General features: G+C 45.1%; 22 protein-coding genes. 14 read left to right on the plus strand and 8 right to left on the minus strand.

Annotation, left to right across the window (positions count from 1 at the left end; translation table 11 throughout):
• Positions 1–6 precede the first annotated feature (6 nt).
• Positions 7–1794 carry a sigma-54-dependent Fis family transcriptional regulator gene (locus OC193_RS23990; protein ID WP_048663820.1) on the minus strand — a complete coding sequence of 596 codons (1788 nt, stop codon included), beginning with the start codon at positions 1792–1794 and terminating at the stop codon, positions 7–9.
• A gap of 353 nt (positions 1795–2147) precedes the next feature.
• Here OC193_RS23990 and exaC point away from each other — a divergent pair, with 353 nt between their 5' ends.
• Positions 2148–3668, plus strand: a complete 1521-nt coding sequence (exaC, locus tag OC193_RS23995) for an acetaldehyde dehydrogenase ExaC (protein ID WP_048663818.1) — start codon at positions 2148–2150, stop codon at positions 3666–3668.
• Positions 3669–3813: 145 nt separating this feature from the next.
• On the opposite strand, the gene OC193_RS24000 is transcribed toward exaC, so the two are convergent.
• From OC193_RS24000 to OC193_RS24025, 6 genes are all read right to left on the minus strand, one after another.
• Entirely contained in the window at positions 3814–4551 is a 738-nt protein-coding gene (locus OC193_RS24000; RefSeq protein ID WP_048663817.1) for an NUDIX hydrolase, read from the minus strand.
• A 182-nt stretch (positions 4552–4733) separates the two neighbouring features.
• Positions 4734–5135, minus strand: coding sequence for a hypothetical protein (locus OC193_RS24005; protein WP_048663815.1), 402 nt, complete (start codon positions 5133–5135; stop codon positions 4734–4736).
• A gap of 145 nt (positions 5136–5280) precedes the next feature.
• Positions 5281–5613, minus strand: a complete 333-nt coding sequence (locus tag OC193_RS24010) for a DMT family transporter (RefSeq protein WP_048658977.1) — start codon at positions 5611–5613, stop codon at positions 5281–5283.
• A 149-nt stretch (positions 5614–5762) separates the two neighbouring features.
• Positions 5763–6602 carry an S-formylglutathione hydrolase gene (gene fghA, locus OC193_RS24015; protein WP_048658978.1) on the minus strand — a complete coding sequence of 280 codons (840 nt, stop codon included), beginning with the start codon at positions 6600–6602 and terminating at the stop codon, positions 5763–5765.
• A gap of 167 nt (positions 6603–6769) precedes the next feature.
• The gene (locus OC193_RS24020; RefSeq protein ID WP_008218064.1) at positions 6770–7918 is read right to left on the minus strand and encodes an S-(hydroxymethyl)glutathione dehydrogenase/class III alcohol dehydrogenase; all 1149 of its coding nucleotides are present in this window, start codon (positions 7916–7918) and stop codon (positions 6770–6772) included.
• A 617-nt stretch (positions 7919–8535) separates the two neighbouring features.
• Positions 8536–9729 carry a C45 family autoproteolytic acyltransferase/hydolase gene (locus tag OC193_RS24025; protein ID WP_048658981.1) on the minus strand — a complete coding sequence of 398 codons (1194 nt, stop codon included), beginning with the start codon at positions 9727–9729 and terminating at the stop codon, positions 8536–8538.
• A gap of 134 nt (positions 9730–9863) precedes the next feature.
• Between OC193_RS24025 and OC193_RS24030 the strand changes: the two genes are divergently transcribed.
• From OC193_RS24030 to OC193_RS24040, 3 genes are all read left to right on the plus strand, one after another.
• Positions 9864–10280 (plus strand): helix-turn-helix domain-containing protein, encoded by a 417-nt coding sequence (locus tag OC193_RS24030; protein ID WP_048663813.1) that lies wholly within the window; start codon positions 9864–9866, stop codon positions 10278–10280.
• Positions 10281–10574: 294 nt separating this feature from the next.
• Positions 10575–10919: a DMT family transporter gene (locus OC193_RS24035; protein ID WP_048658983.1), complete on the plus strand. Its 345-nt coding sequence runs from the start codon at positions 10575–10577 to the stop codon at positions 10917–10919.
• A gap of 391 nt (positions 10920–11310) precedes the next feature.
• Positions 11311–11952, plus strand: a complete 642-nt coding sequence (locus OC193_RS24040) for a hypothetical protein (RefSeq protein ID WP_048658984.1) — start codon at positions 11311–11313, stop codon at positions 11950–11952.
• 39 nt (positions 11953–11991) lie between these two features.
• On the opposite strand, the gene mpaA is transcribed toward OC193_RS24040, so the two are convergent.
• Entirely contained in the window at positions 11992–12693 is a 702-nt protein-coding gene (gene mpaA / locus OC193_RS24045; protein WP_080967409.1) for a murein tripeptide amidase MpaA, read from the minus strand.
• 144 nt (positions 12694–12837) lie between these two features.
• On the opposite strand from mpaA, the gene OC193_RS24050 reads away from it, so the two are divergent.
• From OC193_RS24050 to OC193_RS24095, 10 genes are all read left to right on the plus strand, one after another.
• Positions 12838–14463 carry an ABC transporter substrate-binding protein gene (locus OC193_RS24050; RefSeq protein ID WP_048663812.1) on the plus strand — a complete coding sequence of 542 codons (1626 nt, stop codon included), beginning with the start codon at positions 12838–12840 and terminating at the stop codon, positions 14461–14463.
• Between the two features lie 472 nt (positions 14464–14935).
• Positions 14936–15943, plus strand: coding sequence for an ethylbenzene dehydrogenase-related protein (locus OC193_RS24055; protein ID WP_230852420.1), 1008 nt, complete (start codon positions 14936–14938; stop codon positions 15941–15943).
• A gap of 80 nt (positions 15944–16023) precedes the next feature.
• A complete protein-coding gene (locus OC193_RS24060) occupies positions 16024–16623 on the plus strand; it encodes a cytochrome c (RefSeq protein ID WP_048658987.1) in 600 nt (199 codons plus the stop codon).
• Between the two features lie 15 nt (positions 16624–16638).
• Complete coding sequence (locus OC193_RS24065) at positions 16639–17049, plus strand: cytochrome c3 family protein (RefSeq protein WP_048663811.1); 411 nt, start codon at positions 16639–16641, stop codon at positions 17047–17049.
• 361 nt (positions 17050–17410) lie between these two features.
• Positions 17411–18313, plus strand: coding sequence for a LysR substrate-binding domain-containing protein (locus OC193_RS24070; protein WP_048663810.1), 903 nt, complete (start codon positions 17411–17413; stop codon positions 18311–18313).
• Between the two features lie 84 nt (positions 18314–18397).
• A complete protein-coding gene (locus OC193_RS24075; RefSeq protein WP_048663809.1) occupies positions 18398–19282 on the plus strand; it encodes a carbohydrate ABC transporter permease in 885 nt (294 codons plus the stop codon).
• A gap of 23 nt (positions 19283–19305) precedes the next feature.
• Positions 19306–20253, plus strand: a complete 948-nt coding sequence (locus OC193_RS24080; RefSeq protein ID WP_048663808.1) for a carbohydrate ABC transporter permease — start codon at positions 19306–19308, stop codon at positions 20251–20253.
• Positions 20254–20259: 6 nt separating this feature from the next.
• Positions 20260–21540 (plus strand): extracellular solute-binding protein, encoded by a 1281-nt coding sequence (locus OC193_RS24085; RefSeq protein WP_048663807.1) that lies wholly within the window; start codon positions 20260–20262, stop codon positions 21538–21540.
• 105 nt (positions 21541–21645) lie between these two features.
• Positions 21646–23121 (plus strand): CehA/McbA family metallohydrolase, encoded by a 1476-nt coding sequence (locus OC193_RS24090; protein ID WP_048663806.1) that lies wholly within the window; start codon positions 21646–21648, stop codon positions 23119–23121.
• Positions 23111–23845: an HAD family hydrolase gene (locus OC193_RS24095; protein WP_017631635.1), complete on the plus strand. Its 735-nt coding sequence runs from the start codon at positions 23111–23113 to the stop codon at positions 23843–23845. Before OC193_RS24090 ends, OC193_RS24095 begins: the two co-directional genes overlap by 11 nt.
• Positions 23846–23890 lie beyond the last annotated feature (45 nt).

Consider the following 23890-nt stretch of genomic DNA (forward strand, 5'->3'; position numbering starts at 1 on the left):
TTCCTACTAAAGGATTCCCAAGCTCTTCAGTTTTCGATAAATGGTATTACGGCTGATACCCAGTATTCGCGAAGTCTTACTGATGTTGCCTTGGTTGGCTTGATAAGTTTGCAACAAGGTTTCTTCAACGGTGCTTCTTAAATCAGCATTTGGCTTACCTTCGAGTATACGAGAAGCAGTAACCTGATGATGGCTATCTTGAGCTAAAGAGATAAGGTGTTGAGCAAGATGGTTCGGTACGTGCTCGAGTGTAAGTTGTGGTTCATCACTTGCTAGTAAAGCGGCGACTTTAAGTAGGTTGTCTAACTCGCGGATATTGCCCGGCCAGGAATAGGCGCACAATAAACTCATCAGGTACGGGCAAATTGACTGCTCAGCTTCGGCGTATTTACGATGAATATACTCGATTAAAGCATGCTTATCTTGTCGTTGTTGCAAGCTTGGCAAGGTAAAGGCCAAGCCATTGAGTCTATAATACAGGTCTTGCCTAAACTCACCTGTTGCGACTAACTGCTCGAGGTTTTTGTGAGTGGCAGCGATGATCTGGCAATCGACTTGGTAGCTTTGATTGGAACCAACTGGCACCACGGATTTGTCTTGCAGAACATGCAGCAGTCGGCACTGAGCTTCTAAAGGCATGTCGGCGATCTCATCTAGAAATAGAATGCCTTTATCCGCTTGACGGATCTTACCTTGGAATCCTTTGTGACTCGCGCCAGTAAAAGCCCCCGGTGCGTAGCCAAACAGTTCTGATTCGATCAGATCTTTCGGTAGTGCTCCACAATTCACCGCCACTAAGGGCGACGATTTACGTTGGCTTTGCTTGTGTAACGCCTTAACAAACTCACCCTTGCCGACACCTGTTTCTCCTAGGATTAATAGGCTAATGCCTTTGTCGATAACCTTATTGGCCTGCTGCCAAGCGTGTTCTATCTGTTGTTCACCATGGTGTAAATCACACGATGCGGAAATAGAGCGTATGCGCTTGGCTGTTGGGCGCTTTAGATGCTGTTTTTCAAACACAAAGGGTGCATCTATTGAAGTTCGGTTGAAGAGAGTATCGATACGCTCACCGACGATCGAGGTTTGATCCAACAGTTGAGAGGCGACCTGATTGTGCGCGACCACCTCTCCAGCTTCGTTGGCTATCACAATCCCTTGCCAACCGCTGTGCAGTAGCGATTTATCGCACGCGAGATCAATACGAGTCGTGCCTTGTGGGATATGGCTCAATAGCTGGTTCTCAATAAGCTGAACCATATTTTGAACGAGCAGCTGTACCGAACTGTCGTGTTGTTGCTGCTCACTGGTAATGTCCAAGACGCCAACCATGTTTCCTTGGTGATCAAATACTGGGCTCGCTGAACAGCTGATAAATCGATGCTGGTGGATGAAGTGCTGTTCACCAATGATAGTCACGGGTTTAGCTTCTACAATCGCCGTGCCGATGGCGTTGGTGCCTTTGAGTTGTTCCTGCCAACACGCACCAGAGCTGAGTGCAATCGAAGTCAGTTTTTCCCTAAACCGCTCTTGTCCCCAACTAGCCAGAATCACCCCTTCAATATCAGTCAAGATCAAACGACTGTCGGTACGTGCAAACATCTGGTTGAACAGAGGTAGAGCATTACGTTTGACTATTTGAATTAAGCTCGAAGATTGATGACGTCGCTGTTTAAGAATCGATTGTGGCAGGCGAATGTCTTCGGGAAGTCGTCTCTGTTTTAGACCCGCTTCTGTGCTGCGGTGCCAAGAAGACGAAAGCCAATCTGAGGTGTTTGCTTGTTGAAGGTGCATGACTGTTCCATGTCGTAACAGTGAGGGTGTACCAATTTGGAACAGTTGAACACTGGAGTGCTTTCCAGACGTCCGTTCAATGCCAACTCACTTTGGGTTGTAAACGTTTGGTAATCATAGTTTTACAATTTATTAACAACAAGTTTTGAAGTTCTGGCGTGTGATTTGCGTTGTTACTGTTGTGAAGAAAGCACGAAGTATCAGTGTTTTAAACAGAAAGCATAAACATGGTGGCACTCTTTTTTAGAGCTCTTTTCATGAGATCTGTTCTCAAGGGAAGCCGCCATGCTAGCTCGACAACATAAGCTCAATAACGAATGAACAACGACTAAAAATCTAAGAAGGATCTAACTATGATTTACGCACAGCCGGGTAGTGATAACGCAGTGGTGAACTTTAAAGCGCAATACGATAACTTTATCGGTGGCGAGTGGGTGAAGCCTGTCAGCGGCGAGTATTTTGATAACACTTCCCCAGTGAATGGTCAGGTGTATTGCCAAGTGGCACGTTCAACCGAGGCGGATATTAGCTTGGCACTTGATGCGGCGCATGCTGCTCGTGCTAGCTGGGCTTCGACCAGTGTGACTGAGCGCTCCAACATCCTACTTAAAATTGCTGACCGTATTGAAGCGAACCTAGAAGAAATCGCGGTCGCTGAAGCGTGGGAAAACGGCAAGCCTGTGCGTGAAACGTTAGCGGCGGACATTCCGTTGGTTGTCGATCACTTCCGTTACTTTGCTGGCTGTATTCGAGCGCAAGAAGGCAGCGCAGCAGAGCTAGATTCAAACACCGCAAGTTATCACTTCCCAGAACCTATTGGTGTGGTGGGGCAGATCATTCCTTGGAACTTCCCGATTTTAATGGCGGCTTGGAAATTGGCTCCCGCACTGGCTGCGGGCTGTTGTGTGGTGATGAAACCCGCCGAGCAAACACCGACATCGATTTTGGTGATGATGGAGAAGATCGCTGATCTTCTACCAGCAGGCGTAGTCAATATTGTGAATGGTTTTGGTAGCGAAGCAGGTCAAGCATTAGCAACCAGTGATCGTTTGGCGAAGTTGGCGTTTACTGGCTCAACAGAAGTCGGCCACCACATCTTGAAATGTGCCGCAGAAAGCCTAATTCCATCAACGGTTGAGCTTGGCGGTAAGTCTCCAAATATCTACTTCCCAGACATCTTTAACCATGAAGACGAATACCTTGATAAGTGTGTCGAAGGCATGCTGCTTGCGTTCTTCAACCAAGGTGAAGTGTGTACTTGTCCATCACGTGTGTTGATCCATGAATCGGTATACGACAAGTTCATCGCCAAGGTGGTCGAGCGTGCTCAAACGATTAAACAAGGTAACCCGCTAGATACCGATACTCAAGTTGGCGCACAAGCTTCTAAAGAGCAGTTTGATAAGATCTTGAGCTACCTAGAAATCGGTCGTCAAGAGGGTGCGAAAGTGCTCACTGGTGGTGAGATTGCGCAGCAACCAGATGACCTGGGTAATGGTTACTACATTCAGCCAACTATGCTCGAAGGCAACAATAAGATGCGCGTCTTCCAAGAAGAGATCTTTGGCCCAGTTATCGCGGTCACTACCTTTAAAGATGAAGCAGAAGCGCTAGAGATTGCTAACGATACAGAATATGGCTTGGGTGCAGGTGTATGGACGCGTGATGCAAACCTTGCTTACCGAATGGGCCGTAATATCGAAGCGGGCCGTATTTGGGTTAACTGTTACCATGCTTATCCAGCACACGCGGCGTTTGGTGGTTACAAGAAGTCTGGCATTGGGCGTGAGACACATAAGATGATGCTCGACCATTATCAAAACACCAAGAACCTGCTGATCAGCTACGATACTAATCCGTTAGGCTTTTTCTAAACTAGGCTTTTCTAAAATAGACATGTTCTAAAGATAGCGTTCTGAATTAGATAAAATTAACAACGCAGTCGGCTTGAATAAAAACAGAAACTAAAAGCAAAACGCCCAATTCATGTGAGTTGGGCGTTTTTATGTTTGAAGTATTCTAGCTTTTCGAAAAGAAGATCTCGGGCTTGTGGGTTGGGCCGTAGTTGCCTTCTAACTGGGTAAGCTCTAATCCTTGTTTGCCAATCAAAGAACCAACCATTTGGCGGTTGAACGGGTAGTTTTCAGCGTTGTTGATGAACTCTTCCACATCGACCCATTTAGCTTCTGCAATTTCATCAGTGTCTTGAATCGCGATATCTTGAGTTTGAGCGATAAGGTGACAAACAAAGTAGAGGTTCGATTTGCCAAACTGGTATGGGTGGCGCGTTGCCATGCCAACCACCGATACAAACTCCGCTTTGATACCCGTCTCTTCCAAGGTTTCTCGAACCACAGACTCTTCAATACCCTCGCCAAGTTCAATGTGGCCGCCAGGTAGTTTATAGCCTGTCATGCCATGCTCTTTTATCATCAGCACTTGATTGTGTCCGTTGGTGATCAGAGCTCCAGCTCCCAAAGTATGGGTCGGGATGAAAGGCACAAACTCGACGATTTGGGATTTGTGGATCAGCGTAATCTCGTCTTCTAGACAGTTGTGGAACACAAAGCCAAGTTCGGTCGCTACCGGAATGAGGTGCGAGAGCGAAATAGGTAAGCTAATCCAAATAATGCTTTTGTTATTTTGTTTTGAAAATTCGGTGATTTCACTAAGTTCGGCATGAAATGTATCAGCATCTTGAGGGGCGGTTGCCGGGGCAATGATGATGCCGTTAAATTTGTCGAGCGTAAATTCCACGGGTGATCCTTTATTATTTTTGATTTATTGGGCGTTGAGCATTGGCTGAGCTTATCGTATCTCCAGCGGAAAGGGCAGTAGTCGGTGGAAAGTGAGAGAAGGTTTTAAGCTAGAGGCGAGAAACAAAAACAGCGCTTGGAAGTCAAGCGCTGTCTAATAATAGATTCTATTGTATACCGACTTTAACGAATGTAGTTGGCATTAATACTTACGTACCAGTGCTGCAGTTTGCCATCGGCTTTCTTGATCCACAAATCGTTGGTGTAGCTCTCAATCTTGCCGTTAACTGTAAGGTTGAATGTGTTCTCGTCGAATTCGCCAAGCTTCACAAACTGGTCTGTCGTAATTAGAAACGGGTCCATGTCGTCCACACCAACCACATCTGAAATCACATAGTAGTGGTAGGTTAGCGGCTTGCTCGCATCATTCGGGTTGCTGCGATACGCCACAAGCTTGAATGGTTCCGTCAATGGAACGTCGAGCGTTTGCTTGTCCATTGTTGCTGGAATCGGGATAAACAGCCAAGCGGTAAACAGACCGCTCAATAAAACCATCAGGAAGAAAAGAGTCTTAATTGCTTTCATAGCAACCTTCAAAATAGGTGATGTTGAAGACGCTATGGTAACAGGTTTGATTTGCTGATTGTAAGAGTATGAATAAGTGAAGGCATCACCTGTCTGTTAGGAAGTTTGAACGAATTGACACACTGTTAATAACTCACTATCTACACTAGTGTGAGTGACCTTGCGACAGGTTGATCATCACAACACCGGCTGCCACTAGTAACATGCCAATCCAAACCATGGTATCGAGGTGCTGGCGGTAAACGAATGTAGAAATCAGACTCACGGTCACGATAGCTAAACCTGCCCATAAAGAGTGCACCACACCAACTGGCATTCCCTTCATCGCTTGGCTCAAAAATAGAAACGCTGCCAAGTGCCCTGAGATAACCAGTAAAGCTGGTACTGGTTTAGACAAACTAAACCCGTCAGTGGCTTTAAGTGCAACGTGAGAAAGTGCTTCAGCCATTACGCCCATCATCAAGAAAAACCAGCTCATATTCGTACCTTTGTCGTTGTATTGTTTGTGTTGGTATAGCAAGAGTGTTTGAAAGTGTTAATCGATGCCAATCGCGGATTAACTCATATTGCAGGCACAAAAAAGCCCACACCTCACGCTTTTGCAAGGTGTGGGCCAAATAGGTGTCGCTACTTGTTTAGGTAAGCCGCGTGGAACTCAATGTGCTCATCAATAAAGCTAGAGATGAAGAAGTAGCTGTGGTCGTAACCTGGCTGCATACGTAGCTCTAAATCGGCATTGGTTACCTTAGCCGCTTCGACTAGTTGCTCAGGTTTAAGCTGCTCAATCAGGAAGTTATCCGCTTCGCCTTGGTCTACCAACATTGGCAGCTTAGTGCCTTTGGTTTTTAGAAGCTCAGAGGCATCGTAGTGCTTCCACTCTTCAATATCTAAGCCCAAGTATTGGTTGAATGCTTTCTGTCCCCAAGGGCATTGCATTGGGTTCGTGATTGGGCTGAATGCCGAGATAGAGCGGTAGCTATCTTCGTTTTTAATGCCAATCGTTAGTGCACCATGTCCGCCCATGCTGTGACCAGAAATTGATTTCACTGATGTCACTGGGAAGAAAGACTCAATCAGCGCTGGTAGCTCTGTTACCACGTAATCGTACATGTGGTAATGGCTGTCCCATGGCGCTTGAGTAGCATTCACGTAGAAGCCTGCGCCTTGGCCTAAGTCGTAGTTTTCATCGTCGGCAACACCTTCGCCACGCGGGCTTGTGTCTGGGGCAACAATGGCAATGCCTTGCTCAGCCGCGGCTTTGAATGCGCCGGCTTTTTGCATGAAGTTTTCATCGGTACAGGTTAGGCCTGATAACCAATATAAAACAGGTACTGGGTTTTCTTTGCTTGCATTCGGTGGCAAGAAAATCGCGAAACGCATGTTGCAGTCAAGCGTTGCAGAAAAGTGGGTGTATTGTTTGTGCCAACCACCAGCAACCTTTGCTTGGCTAATGTTTTCGATTGTCATTTATTGTGCTCCGTTAGGTTGATGGTTTCGGAAATTATGTATTTGTTTTCTATAGCTTAAGCTAGAGGTTTTACCACCCACCGGGCAGGAGGTGGTGAAGACAGTTTCGCTCTGATGTTTAAGCCAGAACTGTGGTCTTGACACCTAGGTGCCGAGACCAAGGAGAATTATCTGTCCATGTGTAAAACAGTACGGATAGATTCACCTTTGTGCATTAGGTCGAATGCGTCGTTTACTTCGTCAAGGCTCATTGTGTGAGTAATGAACTCTTGAAGACCAAACTCACCTGCCATGTAACGGTTTACGATTTCTGGAAGCTCAGAGCGGCCTTTAACACCACCGAAAGCAGAACCACGCCATACACGACCAGTCACTAGTTGGAATGGACGAGTTGAGATCTCTTGACCTGCGCCTGCAACACCGATGATTACAGATTCGCCCCAACCTTTGTGACAACATTCAAGCGCTTGACGCATCACGTTTACGTTACCAATACATTCGAAAGAGTACTCAACACCACCGTCGGTCATCTCAACGATAACGTCTTGGATTGGCTTGTCGAAGTTCATTGGGTTGATGCAGTCTGTCGCGCCAAGCTGTTTTGCTAGCTCGAATTTGCTCTCATTGATATCAACACCGATGATGCGGTCAGCACCAGCCATGCGAGCACCAATGATTGCAGAAAGACCGATACCACCAAGGCCGAATACTGCAACGTTGTCGCCTTTTTCAACTTTAGCTGTGTTCAGTACCGCGCCCATACCTGTTGTAACGCCACAACCTAGAAGACAAACTTCTTCAAGTGGTGCTTCTTTGCTTACTTTTGCTAGTGAGATTTCTGGAAGTACTGTGTACTCAGAGAAAGTAGAACAACCCATGTAGTGGAAGATTGTCTCACCATTGATAGAGAAGCGGCTTGTACCGTCTGGCATTAGGCCTTTACCTTGCGTTTCACGAACCGCTTGGCATAGGTTAGTTTTACCAGACTTACAGAATTTACATTCGCCACATTCTGCTGTGTAAAGTGGGATAACGTGGTCGCCAACTTCGACACTTGTAACGCCTTCGCCGATCATCTCAACGATACCGCCACCTTCGTGACCAAGAATAGAAGGGAAGATACCTTCTGGATCGTCACCTGATAATGTGAATGCGTCAGTGTGACAAACACCAGTCGCAACGATACGAACAAGTACTTCGCCAGCTTTTGGCAGTTCAACGTCAACCGTTTCACGCTTTAGTGGCTCGCCCGCTTTCCAAGCAACCATAGCTTTTGATTGGATATGAGTTTGACCAGGTTTGATTTCGATAGTCATTGGATGCTTCCTTTATATGTCAGTACAGCGGATAACTGTGCAATTAAGTTCAACTCGTTAAGAGTAGTCGAGCTTAAATGTTTCCGCTCTCTCGTTTTGTTGGAGCTAGTATAGGTGTGACTCTAGTATTTGATAATCCCTCTAAATGGAAAATGATTATTACATATATGTAATAGTTGGTATGTTAAGAAGGGGGGATAGGGGACGTTCGTTACTCAGAGAACCTAAGGACACTGTAAACAGGAACTATGTAGGTAAGGTATTTATTAGAAATAAATACGACGTGAGATTTTCGCTTATTTTCTCGTGGTAAGTTCAAACATGTTCGTTTGCTGGTCATTTCCACTGTGTCATTGGCTTCTCATGTGGACGAGTTACACATCAAAGCCTCTTCGTTTTGAAAATATTCAGTAATTCACAGTAACTACTCAAGGCTTGATGGCAAAGTCCATGGAGGACCTATTCAAAGTATGGACTTTTACATATGAGTCGTAACGTTCAAGTGGGGTGCTCGGGTCACCTCACTCACGTTAATTGCATATTCGCTTTCTAACAACGATCAACGCTCATCGGGTTGATCACTGTTACCTAAGTCGGCTTTCTATTATGCTTTGTGCTTACTTGTCTAAACAAACACGTTGGAAGTCATTCCACTCACCCACACCTGGAGCGACTTCTATACAGCCTTCTTTTGTATCCATAACTGCTGTTAGCGTGGAGATAAAGTCAGAGCCATAAGCGGCATGCTGCGCAATCGGCTTCGTATTAAGTACATACTTAGCAGCCTCTACATTGCCTTCTGGTGTGTTATCAATGAACTGCTGAGCAAACTCTGCGCGCCACTCAGTGTAAGCGGTTGCAACCGTACGCTGTTTACTCTTCTCGCCAAGCCCCACAGACTCAGCGAATGCTTGCAATACGCCTGGACGCTCAGAGTGATTCGCATGACCGACACCTGCAGGACGTTTTATGACGTAGTTCTTACCGTCGAGCATCTCCACGCCCACCGTGTAACCAGTACTGTCCGCAAAGTTAAAGTGGGATGCCACGACAGTACGGTATTGGTCTAAAATCTTCTCTGCATCATCAACACTCTTGGCGTTTCGCACTAGGTAGTTTTGAAGTGTACCAAGCTCAATAGCGTTGTCTGCTTCATTGCCTATACCCTTAGAGTCGGTACCTTGGAAGTTAATTACAACCCCAATATCTTTACCTAGTGTTTGACCTGAACCATAGAATCCTGATGCCATCACCTGTACATAATCATCAGCTTGTAAAACCCAGTAATTACCACCAGATAACGAAGGCGTGTCGTTTACTTGACCTACAACACCAGTACCTGAAAAACTCACTGTTGTGCATCCGCTTAGCGCAGACTGGGCAGTCGAAGCTAATGCCGCATCAAGCTGTGATAGTGTGAACATGGTTTCTAACGAAATCCCGCCCACTTTGGCAAGCGCGTTAAGAACTTCGAAGTAGTCGGGATTAAGCTTTTGAGAGTTCCTTAAAACCTTCATTGAATCTCTCTCAAACTTGACCACATCGATGCCTGCTAGTTTGTAGACGTATTTCGCTTCCTTAATACCACGTCGTACTTCTTCACCGACCTGCTTTTCAAATAACTCAGCATAATCAGCCGATTTTACGCCACGAATATCAACAATAGGTAAACTTTCTTGCTGAACAAATGCTTGCGGCGCATAGTAAGGCTGATGGACATCCAAACCTGGTACTGGCTCAAGAGAAATCGCGTGAGCTGAACCTGAGAGTGCAAGTGCGGTAGAAAGGATTGCGCGTTTAGTCATTTTCATATTGTTTTCCTTTATGTATTTGATTCATCATTTGAGACAACTCATACCTCTATGTCTGGCTATTAAATTATCATTTCAAATTTCCGAAATTCAGATAGCATTACTCGAGTAATTCCAGAAAACGGACAATCGTAATGGCAGAAATAGAAACAGAAGGGTTTGAATTCTTCGGCGTTGAAGAGACGGTCTTTCGAAGAATGGTGATAGAGCGAATCGAGGCGCTCATGGTTCAAGAAGGGTTATCTAAGAATTCGCTGGCTAAAAAAGCAGATATTGGCCGCTCGGCGCTTTATGAGAAGATGGATAGAGAAGCGAAAAGTCACTTCACCATTTTGGACTTTTTCCGAATCGCCAAAGCGCTTGATGTCAGCTTGCTGCAGTTGTTCCCAATGACCCAATTAGAGCGACTACATGGAGGGCAATTGCCTCTTTCTGCCAGTACACTTAAATTTCTCGACCTCATGCTTGCAGCCCCCAAAGAGGACATTGAGTTTTTAGCCAATTTTTACGCATCACTGAAAAAGCGCGATCAGCTCAACGGGGAGCAATAGCTGAACACATATTCATAATCCATAAACTATCAGTCCGTCTTTTCCTAATTATGGAAAACCTTGGGCTATCTATGAATTGCTAATTTAGGGGAAGCTGTAGCTCCATTTTGTCTAAAAATGAGTTAGCAGGCTCTTTTATTTTGCATGCAGATGAATTATCAAAGACCAATTCATTGAGTTTCTTGGTTAAGATCTTTTAGGGTACGTCATAATAATTGCTTACTGAAAATCGCATGAATTGGAAATAAAACTACAATACTCTGAGCGTCGTATTTTACAGTTGTGGACTCAAACATGCTTTTATCTCTCCCACCACCAGTGATGCTATCACTCGCCATCGTGCTTGAAGTTGTCGCCACTTCTTTATTACCTAAAACGCAGCAATTTACTTCTTTACCGGCCACTGCCGCGGTATTGATTAGCTACGGTTGTGCCTTTTATCTGTTATCTCTCACAGTGCAAACCATGTCTTTGGGTGTGGCGTATGCGATTTGGTGTGGGGCTGGGATTGTATTGGTCGCGGCGTTGTCTTGGCTGGTCTATGGGCAAAAGCTAGACATCTACGCGATCATTGGCATCGCTTTGATTCTGTCTGGTGTGGTGATCATCAACCTGTTTTCTACGTCGGTGAGTCATTAGTTAGGCGTTTAATCTGCCTTTGGAATGGGGGGCGTTCTTGCAATTTCTGCTTACGATACCATTTTCGAGTTGGTAAAAAGTCGTTTCTTTAGAACCATGAGTTTACTAAATTAGCTCTTGCTCTTAACAGGAATGAACAATAAATTGGCGGGCCAATGTTCATATCGTATTGCGACCTTTATATCAAGAAATGTGCTTTAATGTATTGTAACTATTCGTTAAAATGAGATGAATATTATTGTGAGCTAATGTTGGGGTAAATGAAGTTCTCTAACGATGTACTCTAAATACGAGCTTAGCTTTAAAGAATATCGATAACATCGAAATTACAGGTCTGTCTCCCCATTCTCTGTAGTATTTATCTCAACCAATGAGTCATTGAGAGGGCATTTTGGGGTATAGCATAATCTTAGCTCCAGTTATATTGGTATTAACGGGGTTGTTATTTGGATTCAATATAAAAGTCTCAAATTCAGCCGTTGCCTTAATCAACTCGTTAGGAACAATTATAGGTGGTATTGGTGCCGCTATAGCAGCCTACATTTCATTTCGTTCAATGGGGCAGTGGAAAGAAGAGTTTAGACATTCAAAAGCATTCGAAAGTCTCAGTGAGCTTTCTGAAGCTCTAGATGAATTATTTGAGCAATTTCGAAAAGAAGCATTATCAGACCAGTCGGAAAACAAAGGTGTTTTTGAACAGCTTTCTTTAGTTGCCTCTATGGTACAACCGTTAAAAAAGAACTATCGACATCACTACAACAATGCTCAAGCTGCCTTAAGCGCATCCAATATACAAAAACTCGATAGACTCGAGATCAATTTAATAGCTGGCGAGCTTAATGAGATTTATTACAGTTATATTGAAAGTTACCAAGCAGGTAGGAAACTTGCTGAACAGAATGATCATTTAACTCTTTCGGAAATCCCCGGAATACGCCCTCATATGCAAAATATGTTTGCTCAACAATTGAAATTTTCGACTTTGCAAAGCGAGTGTATAACTTCATTACAGGATATGAAGTCGGCTCTGTAACTAATTGATGAATTAAGTAGCTGCTTATCTGTTACTAAGTCATTCACACCCCAACACCGCCACAAACGCTTCCAAATACTGTTCTATAGTCAGATCCGCAGAAACAGGCGGTAGCTCTACGGTAATACACGGTAGGTTTCTTTCTTGGCACCATGTACCGAATGAGCCTGGGGTTTCGTAGTCGACGTCTTCGACGATCGGTAGGTTGAATTGCTTGCCTAGCCAAATGGCGAGCTCTGATTGAGTTGGGTCGTCGATCATGGCGAGTGGCTCGTGGAAAGATATGACGAACTTAGGCTGGCGCTGCTCGATGAGGTCGATCAGTGATTGTACTTCAGGTTCTAGCTGGTCGGTTTGCCCCGTTTTTACTTTTACATCTCTGACTGGTGTATGTGAACTCCAGCGATAGACGGTGCCGTTTTCTGTCCAGTTTTGAGTCGGAAAAGCGCGGTTCAGATCGACTTGATTGGCGTTGGCGCGAGTGCCTAGCTGGTTGCCGTCTGGGTTCATCGACAAGATCACATCATGTCGTAAGTTGGCGGCAGGTAGGCTTCTTAGTGCGCAAGACAAACCCGCGATAGAAGCGGTTTCATCGCCGTGTGTGCCCGCTAAAATCAGCCCGCGAGATTCGCTTTCTACTTGCGCGGGGAAATAGAGCAAGGGTGCGCCCAATACCGACTTTCCATATAGTAGCGGCTTTATTGAAAATGCAGCTCTTTCCGTTCTTGGAATTAAACTCACCTTTATCTCCTGATTGATCAAGTACTATCAAGTATTAACGATTACACAAACCTACTTAAATAAACTAAAGCGTTAAAACTCGTCAACCGTCGCATTGTTAATTTTATTACTTGCTTCAAAGATAGGCTAGGAGAGCAAACAAACATGGATTTTAAAAAACATTCAACGGCTTTACTCATTTCATCTTTATTGACCCCTTTTATATCAGTGACTGCCGTTGCTGAAACCTTACCTGCTGGTGTTTCACTGGCGAAAGACCAACACTTAGTTCGTGCTAACGATGCAGAAGCTGCGACGCTTGACCCTGCAAAAGCAGAAGGCTTGCCGGAAATGCACATACTACGCGATCTGTTTGAAGGCTTAGTGATCCAAGATCGCGATGGCAATATCACCCCAGGAGTTGCGGAATCTTGGGAAACCGAAGACAACAAGACGTTTGTATTCCACCTACGTAAAGACGCGCAATGGTCGAATGGCGATCCGGTGACGGCCGATGATTTCGTGTATGCGATACGACGCGCGGTAGACCCTAAAACGGCATCGCCAAATGTGTGGTACCTAAAGCTCACCCAAATCAACAATATTGCTGATGTGGCAGAAGGTAAGAAGCCAATTGAAGAACTAGGTGTTTCGGCTGTTGATAAATACACGGTGAAGTTCGAACTCGATAGTAAAGTGCCTTATTTTGTGGCGATGACGGGCCACACATCCATGATGCCAGTGCACAAAGCAGCCCTAGAAAGTAGCGACAAGCCGTGGAGCGATCCTAAGCAATTTGTTGGTAATGGTGCATTCGTACTAGACGAGTGGGTGGTGAACGAGCGTATTGAATTGAAGAAAAATCCTAACTATTGGGACAGTTCAGATACGCACTTAACCGAAGTGACTTACATTCCATTTGAGAATCAGAATGCCTCGATCAACCGTTATGCGGTGGGCGAGGTCGATATTACTTCGGACGTGCCGACACATATGGCGCAGCAACTTAAAAGCAAATACCAAGATGCGTTTACCGCGGTGCCTTTGCTGTGTACTTACTATTACGCGTTTAATACCACACGAGCTCCGTTTGATGATGCTCGAGTACGTAAAGCGGTGTCTTATTCTATGATGCGTGACGTTATCACCAATGGCGTCACTCAGGTGGGTAACCTGCCTGCTTATACCTTTGCTCATGAATATACAGCAGGTTTTGATGCGACTCAGCCTGAATACAGCACATGGACACAAAAAGAGCGCGACCAAAAGGCGAAAGAGCTGTTGAAAGAAGCGGGATACGATGCGGCTAATCCACTAGATTTCAAGCTGCTCTACAACACCAGTGAGTCGAACAAGTCGATAGCTGTGGCGATCGCTTCCATGCTCAAGGGCAACCTAGGTGCGCAAGTTGAGCTAGAAAACCAAGAGTGGAAGTCTTACCTAGTATCGCGTCGCCAAGGTGATTTTGATGTGATGCGAGCGTCTTGGTGTGGTGACTACAATGAAGCATCGACCTTCTTGAGCCTACTGCGCTCTGAGTCTTCGGGTAACTTTGCTCGTTACAACAACGACAAGTACGACTCAGCAATGGACAGCGCATTGGCGGCAACCAGCGAACAAGAACGCCAAGGTTTCTATGATCAAGCCGAGCAGTTACTGGCTGAAGATATGCCTATCGCGCCAATCTACTACTACATGCAGGCTCGCCTAGTGCGACCAAGTGTTGGTGGATTTGCCAAAAACAACGTAGAAGGACGAATCTATTCTAAGGATCTTTATATCAAAGAATAGATAGATTAACTGCGAGATCTAATGTAGCGGTTCGGAGACATGATGGATCTAAGAAGTAGCGCATAAAGATCAAAAACAGAAGAAGAGGGACGTTGAACATAAACATATGATTAACGTCCCTTTATTATATCTATATTCTAGATAAGGTAATTTATAGGCAATTTTAACTGACTATAAATAAACGGTTAAGCTAGAAGTCGATACTAACCGTTATTATTTGTGATTTAGTCACGGAGAACCATCCTAAAGCTATTGATGTTTATAATATTTTAGGTTTTTGAAAAAGATAATTATCTATTTGTTGAGTTCTAAAGATCTATTTTTCTATTGAGTCTATTTGTATTTAAGTTGATATCGATCAATTGAAAAAGCCTAATTTATTTCTACGCTTAGTTATACAAACAGAGCAATGGAAGCTAGGAGAATAGTAATGAAACACTCGATAATTACACTATCCACCATGGCTGCACTTATGATCATTCCAGCCAGTGAAGCTCAAGCAAAAGATAAGATATTAGAGAGCAGTAAACTGCCATCAAATATAGTTATCGATGGCAACGTTGATGCGGTCTGGGATCAAGCCAAATCACTTACTCAAAAGGTAAATAAATTGCCTTATAAGCCAAATAATGGTTATGAAGGCATCAAGAAAACCAGTGTGGAAATGAAGTCGATGTATGACGATGAATACATTTACTTTTTGTTTAGTTATGCTGATCCGACCAAAAGTATTGACCGATTTCCTTGGATTAAGCAAGAGGATGGTTCATGGAAACAGTTAAAAAATAAAGATGACACCGGGCACGACAATACTTACTACGAAGATAAATTTGCAGTCTATTGGGACATCAATGCTGAAGGCTTTTCTGAGAAGGGGTGTAACGCTGCGTGTCACAGAGCTAAAAAGGGTCAAAATGCAGGGCGTGATGACAAGAATCCAGCGCGTAAATACACCAATCGCGAAGGCGAGTTTATTGATATGTGGCACTGGAAAGGTGTGAGAACCGCGGTTCATAATCAGCTTGATGACCAGTATGTTGATAGTAATACCGATCCAAAACAAAACAAAGGTTGGGGCCGTAAAGGAGACAGTAAAACTGGTGGTGGTTATGTTAATAACGTAAAAGACGATCAACCCGCATATGTGGCAGATAACTTGACCAATGAAACATTACTTATTTTAGATTCGGAGAAGAAACCATTTACTGCTGACTACAATCAGCTGGAACGAATCCCAGGGTTAACGGGTAAGCCATTTACAGGTTCCCGTGGTGATATCGAAGTCGGTGCTATTTGGAAAGATGGTATTTGGACTCTTGAAATGAAGCGGAAGCTTGTAACCACTGGTGAAAATTCAGAAACTCAAGATGTGCAATTTAACGATTTAAGTAAAAAGTATCCATTTGGTGTCGCGGTCTTTGATAATTCTCAGATTAATCATATATATCATCGAGGTGTGTTGAATCTCGAATTTAAATAAAAGTAACGCTGACAATTAGCTGAAATGATTTGAGTCAAAATAATCGGCTCAAATCATTTATTCATATAAAGAGTACTATTATGGTCAAAACGGTTACTCAATATTGCCCTTATTTTTTCTTGCTGACCATCTTTAACATATTCTTCATGTCGGTATCGACCGCTTCTGAACCAATGGTTCAGGTTCCAGTTGTTCACAATGCAAAATCGTTTTCTAGCCAAATTACCAATGAAGCGGAAATGCAGACCTTAATAAAGGAAAATAAGCGTTGTATACGATGCCATCAAAAAAAGCGTCTGCTTAAAAATATTGATGCCATCGCTTCTGTAGGCGCACATGCCAGTACCGAGTTTTACAACAACTGCACGGCTTGTCATGGCAGAAAAGGTTCTCACCCCAAAGATTCTGATCTAGTGAGTGTGATTCCATTCGATGATCATATCGACTTACCAATTTTCGAACAAAACCAAAAGTGTATCGCCTGTCATTCTCCTGAAAGCTTGAGGGTCAGTGAGTGGACTCACGATGTACATGCCACCAAATTGACATGTTCCAATTGTCATAATTTACATCGCGATTCAGACCCGATTATCGGTATCAGTAAGAAGTTCCGTATTGGGTTATGTGCAACCTGCCATGAAGCTATTCTGCGTGAGAAAGAGCTTAAGTCGCATCGGTAAGAAGGAGCCAGTTTTATGAGTACGACTAGATATTTAATTAGTGTGTTACTTGCTGGAGTATGCGCACTGGTGGTCGCTGAAGGTTTACCTAATCCAGATGAGCATAACCTTGCGAATATTCACCTAAAGGATGAAACATGTGCGGGTCAGTGCCATCTAGACGAAGAGCCTTCTGACGATCTTGAGTTTGAATATAACAGCTGCGTGGAGTGTCATGATGATTTTGGTCACCTCGAAGGGCGCCAGCATAATTTAAAGCACAAAGAGAGCGAAGAGATGGAGTGCGTCGAGTGCCACCTTCCTCATGAAGAGTTTGACCCTAAGGATAGCTGTATAGATTGCCACGATGAAGAAGACGAGGAATTATCGGACTTTTATTCAGTTAGGCTAGAGCGCTATTTAAATACGTTTAGCCTTAATTTCTAGAAACTCATCATATTAAAGGAGTAGAGCGAGCACTCTTACTTTAGATGTGATGGGTTTACTCTCTTCAACGTCTTTAAGCGGTGCGTGCTTCGTTAATATCTGCATATGCTAGAGCTGCTTTATTCCAAAGCTCGTTACATCAAAAAATAGATAAGTCTGATGCGAGCTCGGCTCTAAGACACAACGAAGCTAAGTCATAACGAAGTTAAGACATCACGCATAACAATAATAAATAGAAGAAAAGGGACGTTGATCATAAATATCTGATCAATGTCCTTTCGTCATTAATCTGTAACTGGAACCGCAAAAAACTGAAACCTGATTGAAGTATTTTTCACTTTTATTTCAATCAGGTGAAGCCATGTTACCCCCTCTACGCGCCCTTGTTGCGTTCGAAGCTGTTGCTCGTCTTGGTTCCATTGGCGCCGCTGCCCGAGAGCTTTGTGTCACTCAAGCTGCGGTGAGTCAGCAGCTCAAAAGTTTAGAAGCCTTTCTCGATACCACCCTGTTTGAACGCAGCTCTAAAGGCGTGAAGCTGACCTCTTCAGCTCAACATTATCAACCGATTGTGGCGGGCTCACTCGCTCACCTGAAATTGCAAACTCAAATCTTGTTCGGAGAAAAAGAAACCGACGTGTTGAGCCTGCGCGTTAATCACACCTTTTGTCATAACTGGCTGCTACCTCGCCTGCCTTCCTTTTATCAAAAATACCCGTTTATCAGGCTTGATATTCAGCTGGTGGACTGGCCATCAACCACACCTTGTCAGAATGTTGATATCGAACTGACCAATGGCAAGGTCGAAAGCGAAGACACCCATTGTGAGCGACTGTTTCAAGAACATTGGCAACTGGTGTGCAGCCCTCAATTCAAAGCCGACCATCAAGAATTACTTAGTAAGCCTGACTTCGCCGCTCTGCCGACGGTTCAGGTAAAAGGATACCGAGAGAACTGGTTGCAATGGCTCAGTCATAACCAATTTGAGATGACCTTACCGAAGGTGTTGCTCGAAGTGAGTAACTCTCTGCATGCCTTAGAAGCGGTCAAACATGGCATTGGGATGTTGTTAGTGCGTTCGCTTGCAGTTTCTGAATTACTCAAGAAAAACGACCTTGTACTGGCGAGTGATTCGTCGATGCCTGCCGAATCTGCCCACTATCTGATTACCAAACACAGTCGCAGCGCCAAGGTGAATTTTTTTTGTGATTGGCTTTATCACCAGATGGAAGACGGTGACCTGGAAGAAAGATTTTCTAATGGGTAGCCATAAAAAAAATGAAGGGCGCTCTTACTAACCTGTCACACAAACCCCTTAATTTAACCGCATACAAATAAGGACGAGGTCACCATGAGTGCTTTCTCACAACCAATGAAAAACCGCTTAAAGGTACTGCTATTTACTGCACCGTTGTTGGTGCCACTGTTTACTTTTTGGCTCGTACCATTTGGTTATTCGATTTACATCAGCTTCACCGATTGGGATTACATCTCGCCAGATTATTCGTTCATCGGTTTAGAAAATTACGAGTACATGGTCGAGGACTACGAGTTCATCCAAGCGATGCTCAACACGTTTTGGTTCTCAGTCGGTGTGGTGATTCCCACTATCATTCTTGGTCTTGTGTTTGCCATGCTGCTGCACAAAAACTTTAAGGGCAGCCAGTTTTATCGTGCGGTGATCTTCTCCCCTTGGATTACACCCACAGTTGCGGTGTCGATTGTGTGGTCTTGGGTATTTGAGACTAAATCGGGCTTGGCAAACCACTTGTTGGAGTCGGCAGGGTTTAGCGCGATTCCATGGTTAGAGAACGGAAATACAGCCTTGGTTGCGGTGATTATCGTGACAGTTTGGCAGGCGATTGGTTGGACGATGCTGTTTTACATCAGTGCGCTTAACAAGATTCCAGAATCACTGTATGAGGCATCTTTGATTGATGGTTGCAGCAGCTTAACGCGCTTTTTGAAGATAACGCTGCCGCTGATTTCACCAACCACATTCTTCTTGGTAGTGGTCAACATTATCACGGCAATGCAGGCGTTCGATCAGTTCCAGATTCTGACGCAAGGCGGACCGGGTGGTGAGACACGTACTTTGTTGTACTTGTTCTACCAACAAGCGTTTGAGCGCTACGAAATGGGACCTGCGGCCGCGACATCGTTAGTGATATTCCTGATTACTGGGTTGTTGGCACTTATTAATACCTACATCGGCAAGCGCTGGGTGTACTACTAGTCGATTTTTGAAAGGACAGAATTATGACCACGCAAGTATTGGATGCCAATCAAGTATTAAATCAGAGCGCAGCGAAAACCAAAGTTAGAGCTCAAGTCAAAGCGACGAAGTCAGAAGTTGCGTCAAAGAAAGCCTCAGCGGATCGCCGTTCGCTCCTTGCACTGGCTAAGCACCTGTTTTTGGCAACCTGTGGAACCATCATGGTGTTTCCGTTCTTATGGATGCTGTCTGGTTCGCTGAAAAGTAACGATGAGATCTTTGCTAACCCATTGGACTTGATTCCAGAGCAGTTTCGTTGGGAAACCTTTGTTGAAACCTTCCACAGCGCGCCGTTTGGCTTGTACATCTTCAACAGTTTTAGCGTGGCTTTGTTCACTACCTTGTTGGTGATTGTGAATTCCGCGATGTTTGCATACGCGTTGACTCAGCTGAGGTTTCGTTCAAAGACCGTGCTCTATTTCATCGTGATGGGCTGTTACATGCTGCCGGGTGCAGTCACTTACATTCCGTCTTACATCACCTTGGCAAAACTGGGCTTGTTGGATTCACACATGGGCTTGGTGGCGTCGAACGCGGCGTCGGTGTTCGGTGTGTTCTATCTACGCCAAGTGTTTATCAAGGTGCATCCGTCGCTGATTGAAGCGGCACGAATTGATGGTGCAGGTGAGCTCAAAATCTTATGGGCAATCATCTTACCGCAATGCCGAGCAGCAGTCGCAACACTGTTCCTCATCACTTTTATTACCAATTACAACAGCTACATGTGGCCAAGTCTGGTGATTACGACTCAGGATTTAAACCTGATCGCTACTGGTATTCGTCACTACTTTATTGCCGAAGGTAACTATGGGTTGAACTGGTCGCAAATTATGGCGGCGAGCACCATTGCAGTATTGCCTTTGTTAATTCTATTCGTCATTTGTCAAAAGACGATTCTTTCAGGTATCGCCGATAACGGCGTAAAAGAGTAAACGGAAATGAAATTAAAAACTCTCGCACTAGTGTGTGCTGGCGCAGCAAGCGCGTCTATGTTCTCTAGCAGTGTTCTTGCCGCAACCGAAGTTAACTTTTGGTATTCCGGTGGTACTAAACCACAGCAAATGATGACTAAGCTCATCGAAGAGTTCAACGCGAGCCAAGATGAGTATGTGGTGAAGCCTGCATTGCAAGGTAACTACACGGAAACCTACCAGAAGCTGCAAGCTGGTTTAGCGTCGAAAACGGCACCTGAACTTGTGCTGTTAGATTCAGGCCGTGCGGAAGCGATGCACGGGCGTGGTCTGAGCCGAGACCTAACGCCGTTCATGGATGAAGAGTTCAATTTTTCTGACTTCATCGGTGCGTTCAAAGATCAAGTGACGGCAGACGATGGCACCATCATCGGTCTACCTGCTTACGGTACAACTCAGGTGTTTTACTACAACAAGCAGGTGTTGGCAGATAACGGCTTTACTGAGCAAGATCTAAACACATGGCAAGGTGTGGCTAAGGTCGCGGAGAAAGTTACCCAACGTGATGAGAAAGGCAACGTGACGTTCTACGGCTGGGAGCCGATGTGGGGGCAAGACAACATGATTGACGCGGCGTTCTCTAATGGCGCGCAGATCATCAGTGACGATGGCAAAACTGTACTTATTGATTCTCCAGAGTGGGTTGAGGTATGGGACAGCTTCCGTAAGTGGATCCACGATGATCAAATCATGCGAATTCACTACGGTGGTCAAGGCTGGGAATACTGGTACAAAACCATTGATGACGTGATGAAAGACAACGCACTAGGCTACACCGGTTCATCGGGTGACCAAGGTGATTTGGACTTCACTAAGCTTTCGGCAACCACACAACCAGGTTGGGGCTTAAATCCTTCTGCGCCACAAGCGGGTGCGCTGGTTTACGTGATGCCAAAAGGCACAGACGAAGCAGCTGCAAAAGGCGCATTCGAGTTCGTTGAGTTTTACACCAATGCGAAAAACACGGCGGCATGGTCAATGTTCACGGGTTACATCCCAGTGCGTAACAGCGTTTCTGAAGTTCCAGAGTATCAAGCGTTCACTAAAGATAACCCGCAAGCTCTGATCCCGCTGAAGCAAGCGAACACGGCAACCAAAGATTTCCTTGACCCTACCAACGGTAAGATCATGGATGCGCTGAAGGTAGCTGCGGATCAGATTCAAATTCAAAACGTGCCTGCGGACAAAGCGCTAAAACAAGCAGCGAAGAAAGCACAACGTGCACTAGACCGAGCGAATCGTTCTTAATCTGTAAAGTGGATTAACACTATCTTTGCATACATAAAGGCCCATCTATTCGGGTGGGCCTCTTTTTGACCCAGTCCTTCAATTAGGACGAACTTGGTGAAGACAATGACCCAATTTCAAGGTGAGCTGCCGTTTGGCAGAGTACGTATCCCCTTTGATGTGCCAGCAGGTTTTCATTGCGTAACCATTACTGGTACGACGGTGAAAAAAGGTTTCTTGTACGCAGCGGCGTATGATGCCAACCAAGCATTTCGTGGCAAGGTACTGTTTGAGAAGGCTCATAAGTCGCTCATTATCCAGCCGCAGAACTCAGGGCTAGGCGCGATTGATGGCGCGATTCCATCGGGCGACTGGTTCTTAGAGCTTTACAACCTTGAAGGTGAGTTTCGCACCGAGCGCGCGATGCAGTATCAAGTCGATGTGCTTTGCTCTGATGAGCCAAAGAATGACGGAATTGAGAGTGAGCTAGAACTCAACTCAACGATCACAGTTGATCACGATATCGAGTTTGATTACAGCCACATGCTGAGTTCTGATTCTCGCTGGTATCGTGGCGATTTACACGCTCACACTCAGCTTTCTGATGGTCACAATACCTTAGCCGCGGCTAAAGACATTGTGGAATCACAAGGGCTCGATTTCTTCTTCTTCACGGAGCACAACATCTGCCAGCCTAAGCTGCCTGTTTCTAACCAGTGTTTATTTCTACCCGCATTGGAAGTCACGACCGATCTCGGGCACTTCAATGTGCATGGCCCAGTTAAGTCTTTGGACCTTAGAGACGTTGAGCACAGCAGCCAAGCGACTATGGAAGCGGGATTGGGTTTAGCCAGAAGTGGACACAGTTCCCTTGGCATTAATCATCCTATGATGAGGCCGTGGCACTGGCATTACGATCAAGTGGATCTCAGCCAAGTGTCTACGTTTGAAGTGTGTTGTGATCCAACTTGGTCGACCTCACCGAAAGCGACCGAAGAGGCGTTATTGGTTCTCAATGAAATGTGGAATTGTGGCCAGCGCATTACCGCGATTGGCGGCAGTGATTCACACCTTGAGCCCCATGAACGCAACCCAAACTCGGATGAGTCTTCTATCTATGGTGACCCATCAACTTTCGTATACAGCCATGGCTTAAGCGGCGAAGGCATCTTGTCTGGTCTGCGTAATGGGCAAGTGTATTTAGAGCGACGTTGCGGCTTGAAGTTTGATATCAACTTAGGTGATTTGCTACCGGGCAACGACTCTCAAGGCCAAGCGCTTACATACCGAATTGCTGTCTCTGACTCAGAAAACCCTTACTACGCCGAGTGCGTGGTGGATGGCAAAATTGTTGAGCGAATCGCTCTGAATGATGAGCTGCAAAGTATCCATATTGATGAAGGCTACCGTTGGTGTCGTGTCGATATTCGTCGTGGAGAGCTTTCTTCAGCAATAATCAACAGTACTCAACTTTCATCTAACGAGCATGAATTTGAAGGCTGCATCAATGCCGTATTCGACGGCAAACAACCAGAATTTAACCAACCCCTAGTGCGTACTTGGGGAGAACTAATGGAGCGAATGAGCCGTGATGAAGTTTAAGGCGATGTTATTTGATAAAGACGGCACATTGTTAGAGTTCCACAAGATGTGGCTTAACGTTTCTCGTGGTGCTTGTGAGCGTGTGAAATCTTACAGTGACCAGCATCAGGGTAATCAAACTGTCACACCTGCTGAGTTACTCTTGGCCATCGGCGTGGAAGGTGATGTGGTTGATAACTATGGATTATTAGCCTCAAACCCAGTGGAAGATACCGCAACAGCGTGGTTCAACATGCTGCAACCTAATGTCTCGCTCGCTGAGTTCACTAAGGTGACCAAAGCCGCTTTCAATGACGAAGTGGAAGAGAACCCAAGCTGGATTGAAGCCCTTCCGGGTGTGACTGAAAAGCTTGGCCTGTTTAAGCAGCAAGGCATGATTTTAGGCATCGCGACTGCGGATACCAAAGACTCAACGATCTACACACTGGAGCAATCGGGTTTGAGCGAGATGTTCGATTATGTCGGTTACTCCGATGGTGATATCGAACCTAAACCTGCGCCAGCACTGCTCAATGCATTCTGTGAACAATGCGGTATTGAGCCTCATGAGGTGATCATGTTTGGTGACACGGTTTCGGATATGGAATTTGGCCGCAATGCAGGCGCAAGCAATGTCGGTGTTCTGACGGGGACTGCACAACACAGCGAGTTAGAGCCAGTGGCGGATCTGGTTATCGCATCAGTCGCCCACTTTGAGCTCAACCAACTGCAAGAACGTGGCTAAAACGTCCACGACAGATTGCAAAGATAGTATTTAACGAATTGATTT

It is taken from the genome of Vibrio crassostreae, assembly GCF_024347415.1.
Taxonomy (GTDB): Bacteria; Pseudomonadota; Gammaproteobacteria; order Enterobacterales; family Vibrionaceae; genus Vibrio; species Vibrio crassostreae.

What these genes read in the sequence shown, in the direction of transcription:
- OC193_RS24055 (WP_230852420.1), top strand. Translation starts at nt 14,936, where the DNA reads ATGATCATTCCAGCCAGTGAAGCTCAAGCAAAAGATAAGATATTAGAG.
- OC193_RS24035 (WP_048658983.1), top strand. Translation starts at nt 10,575, where the DNA reads ATGCTTTTATCTCTCCCACCACCAGTGATGCTATCACTCGCCATCGTG.
- OC193_RS24080 (WP_048663808.1), top strand. Translation starts at nt 19,306, where the DNA reads ATGACCACGCAAGTATTGGATGCCAATCAAGTATTAAATCAGAGCGCA.
- OC193_RS24010 (WP_048658977.1), bottom strand. Translation starts at nt 5,613, where the DNA reads ATGAGCTGGTTTTTCTTGATGATGGGCGTAATGGCTGAAGCACTTTCT.
- OC193_RS24095 (WP_017631635.1), top strand. Translation starts at nt 23,111, where the DNA reads ATGAAGTTTAAGGCGATGTTATTTGATAAAGACGGCACATTGTTAGAG.
- OC193_RS24085 (WP_048663807.1), top strand. Translation starts at nt 20,260, where the DNA reads ATGAAATTAAAAACTCTCGCACTAGTGTGTGCTGGCGCAGCAAGCGCG.
- OC193_RS24070 (WP_048663810.1), top strand. Translation starts at nt 17,411, where the DNA reads ATGTTACCCCCTCTACGCGCCCTTGTTGCGTTCGAAGCTGTTGCTCGT.
- OC193_RS24030 (WP_048663813.1), top strand. Translation starts at nt 9,864, where the DNA reads ATGGCAGAAATAGAAACAGAAGGGTTTGAATTCTTCGGCGTTGAAGAG.
- OC193_RS24050 (WP_048663812.1), top strand. Translation starts at nt 12,838, where the DNA reads ATGGATTTTAAAAAACATTCAACGGCTTTACTCATTTCATCTTTATTG.
- OC193_RS24060 (WP_048658987.1), top strand. Translation starts at nt 16,024, where the DNA reads ATGGTCAAAACGGTTACTCAATATTGCCCTTATTTTTTCTTGCTGACC.
- OC193_RS24005 (WP_048663815.1), bottom strand. Translation starts at nt 5,135, where the DNA reads ATGAAAGCAATTAAGACTCTTTTCTTCCTGATGGTTTTATTGAGCGGT.
- OC193_RS24065 (WP_048663811.1), top strand. Translation starts at nt 16,639, where the DNA reads ATGAGTACGACTAGATATTTAATTAGTGTGTTACTTGCTGGAGTATGC.
- OC193_RS24075 (WP_048663809.1), top strand. Translation starts at nt 18,398, where the DNA reads ATGAGTGCTTTCTCACAACCAATGAAAAACCGCTTAAAGGTACTGCTA.
- fghA (WP_048658978.1), bottom strand. Translation starts at nt 6,602, where the DNA reads ATGACAATCGAAAACATTAGCCAAGCAAAGGTTGCTGGTGGTTGGCAC.
- OC193_RS24020 (WP_008218064.1), bottom strand. Translation starts at nt 7,918, where the DNA reads ATGACTATCGAAATCAAACCTGGTCAAACTCATATCCAATCAAAAGCT.
- OC193_RS24090 (WP_048663806.1), top strand. Translation starts at nt 21,646, where the DNA reads ATGACCCAATTTCAAGGTGAGCTGCCGTTTGGCAGAGTACGTATCCCC.
- exaC (WP_048663818.1), top strand. Translation starts at nt 2,148, where the DNA reads ATGATTTACGCACAGCCGGGTAGTGATAACGCAGTGGTGAACTTTAAA.
- OC193_RS23990 (WP_048663820.1), bottom strand. Translation starts at nt 1,794, where the DNA reads ATGCACCTTCAACAAGCAAACACCTCAGATTGGCTTTCGTCTTCTTGG.
- OC193_RS24025 (WP_048658981.1), bottom strand. Translation starts at nt 9,729, where the DNA reads ATGAAAATGACTAAACGCGCAATCCTTTCTACCGCACTTGCACTCTCA.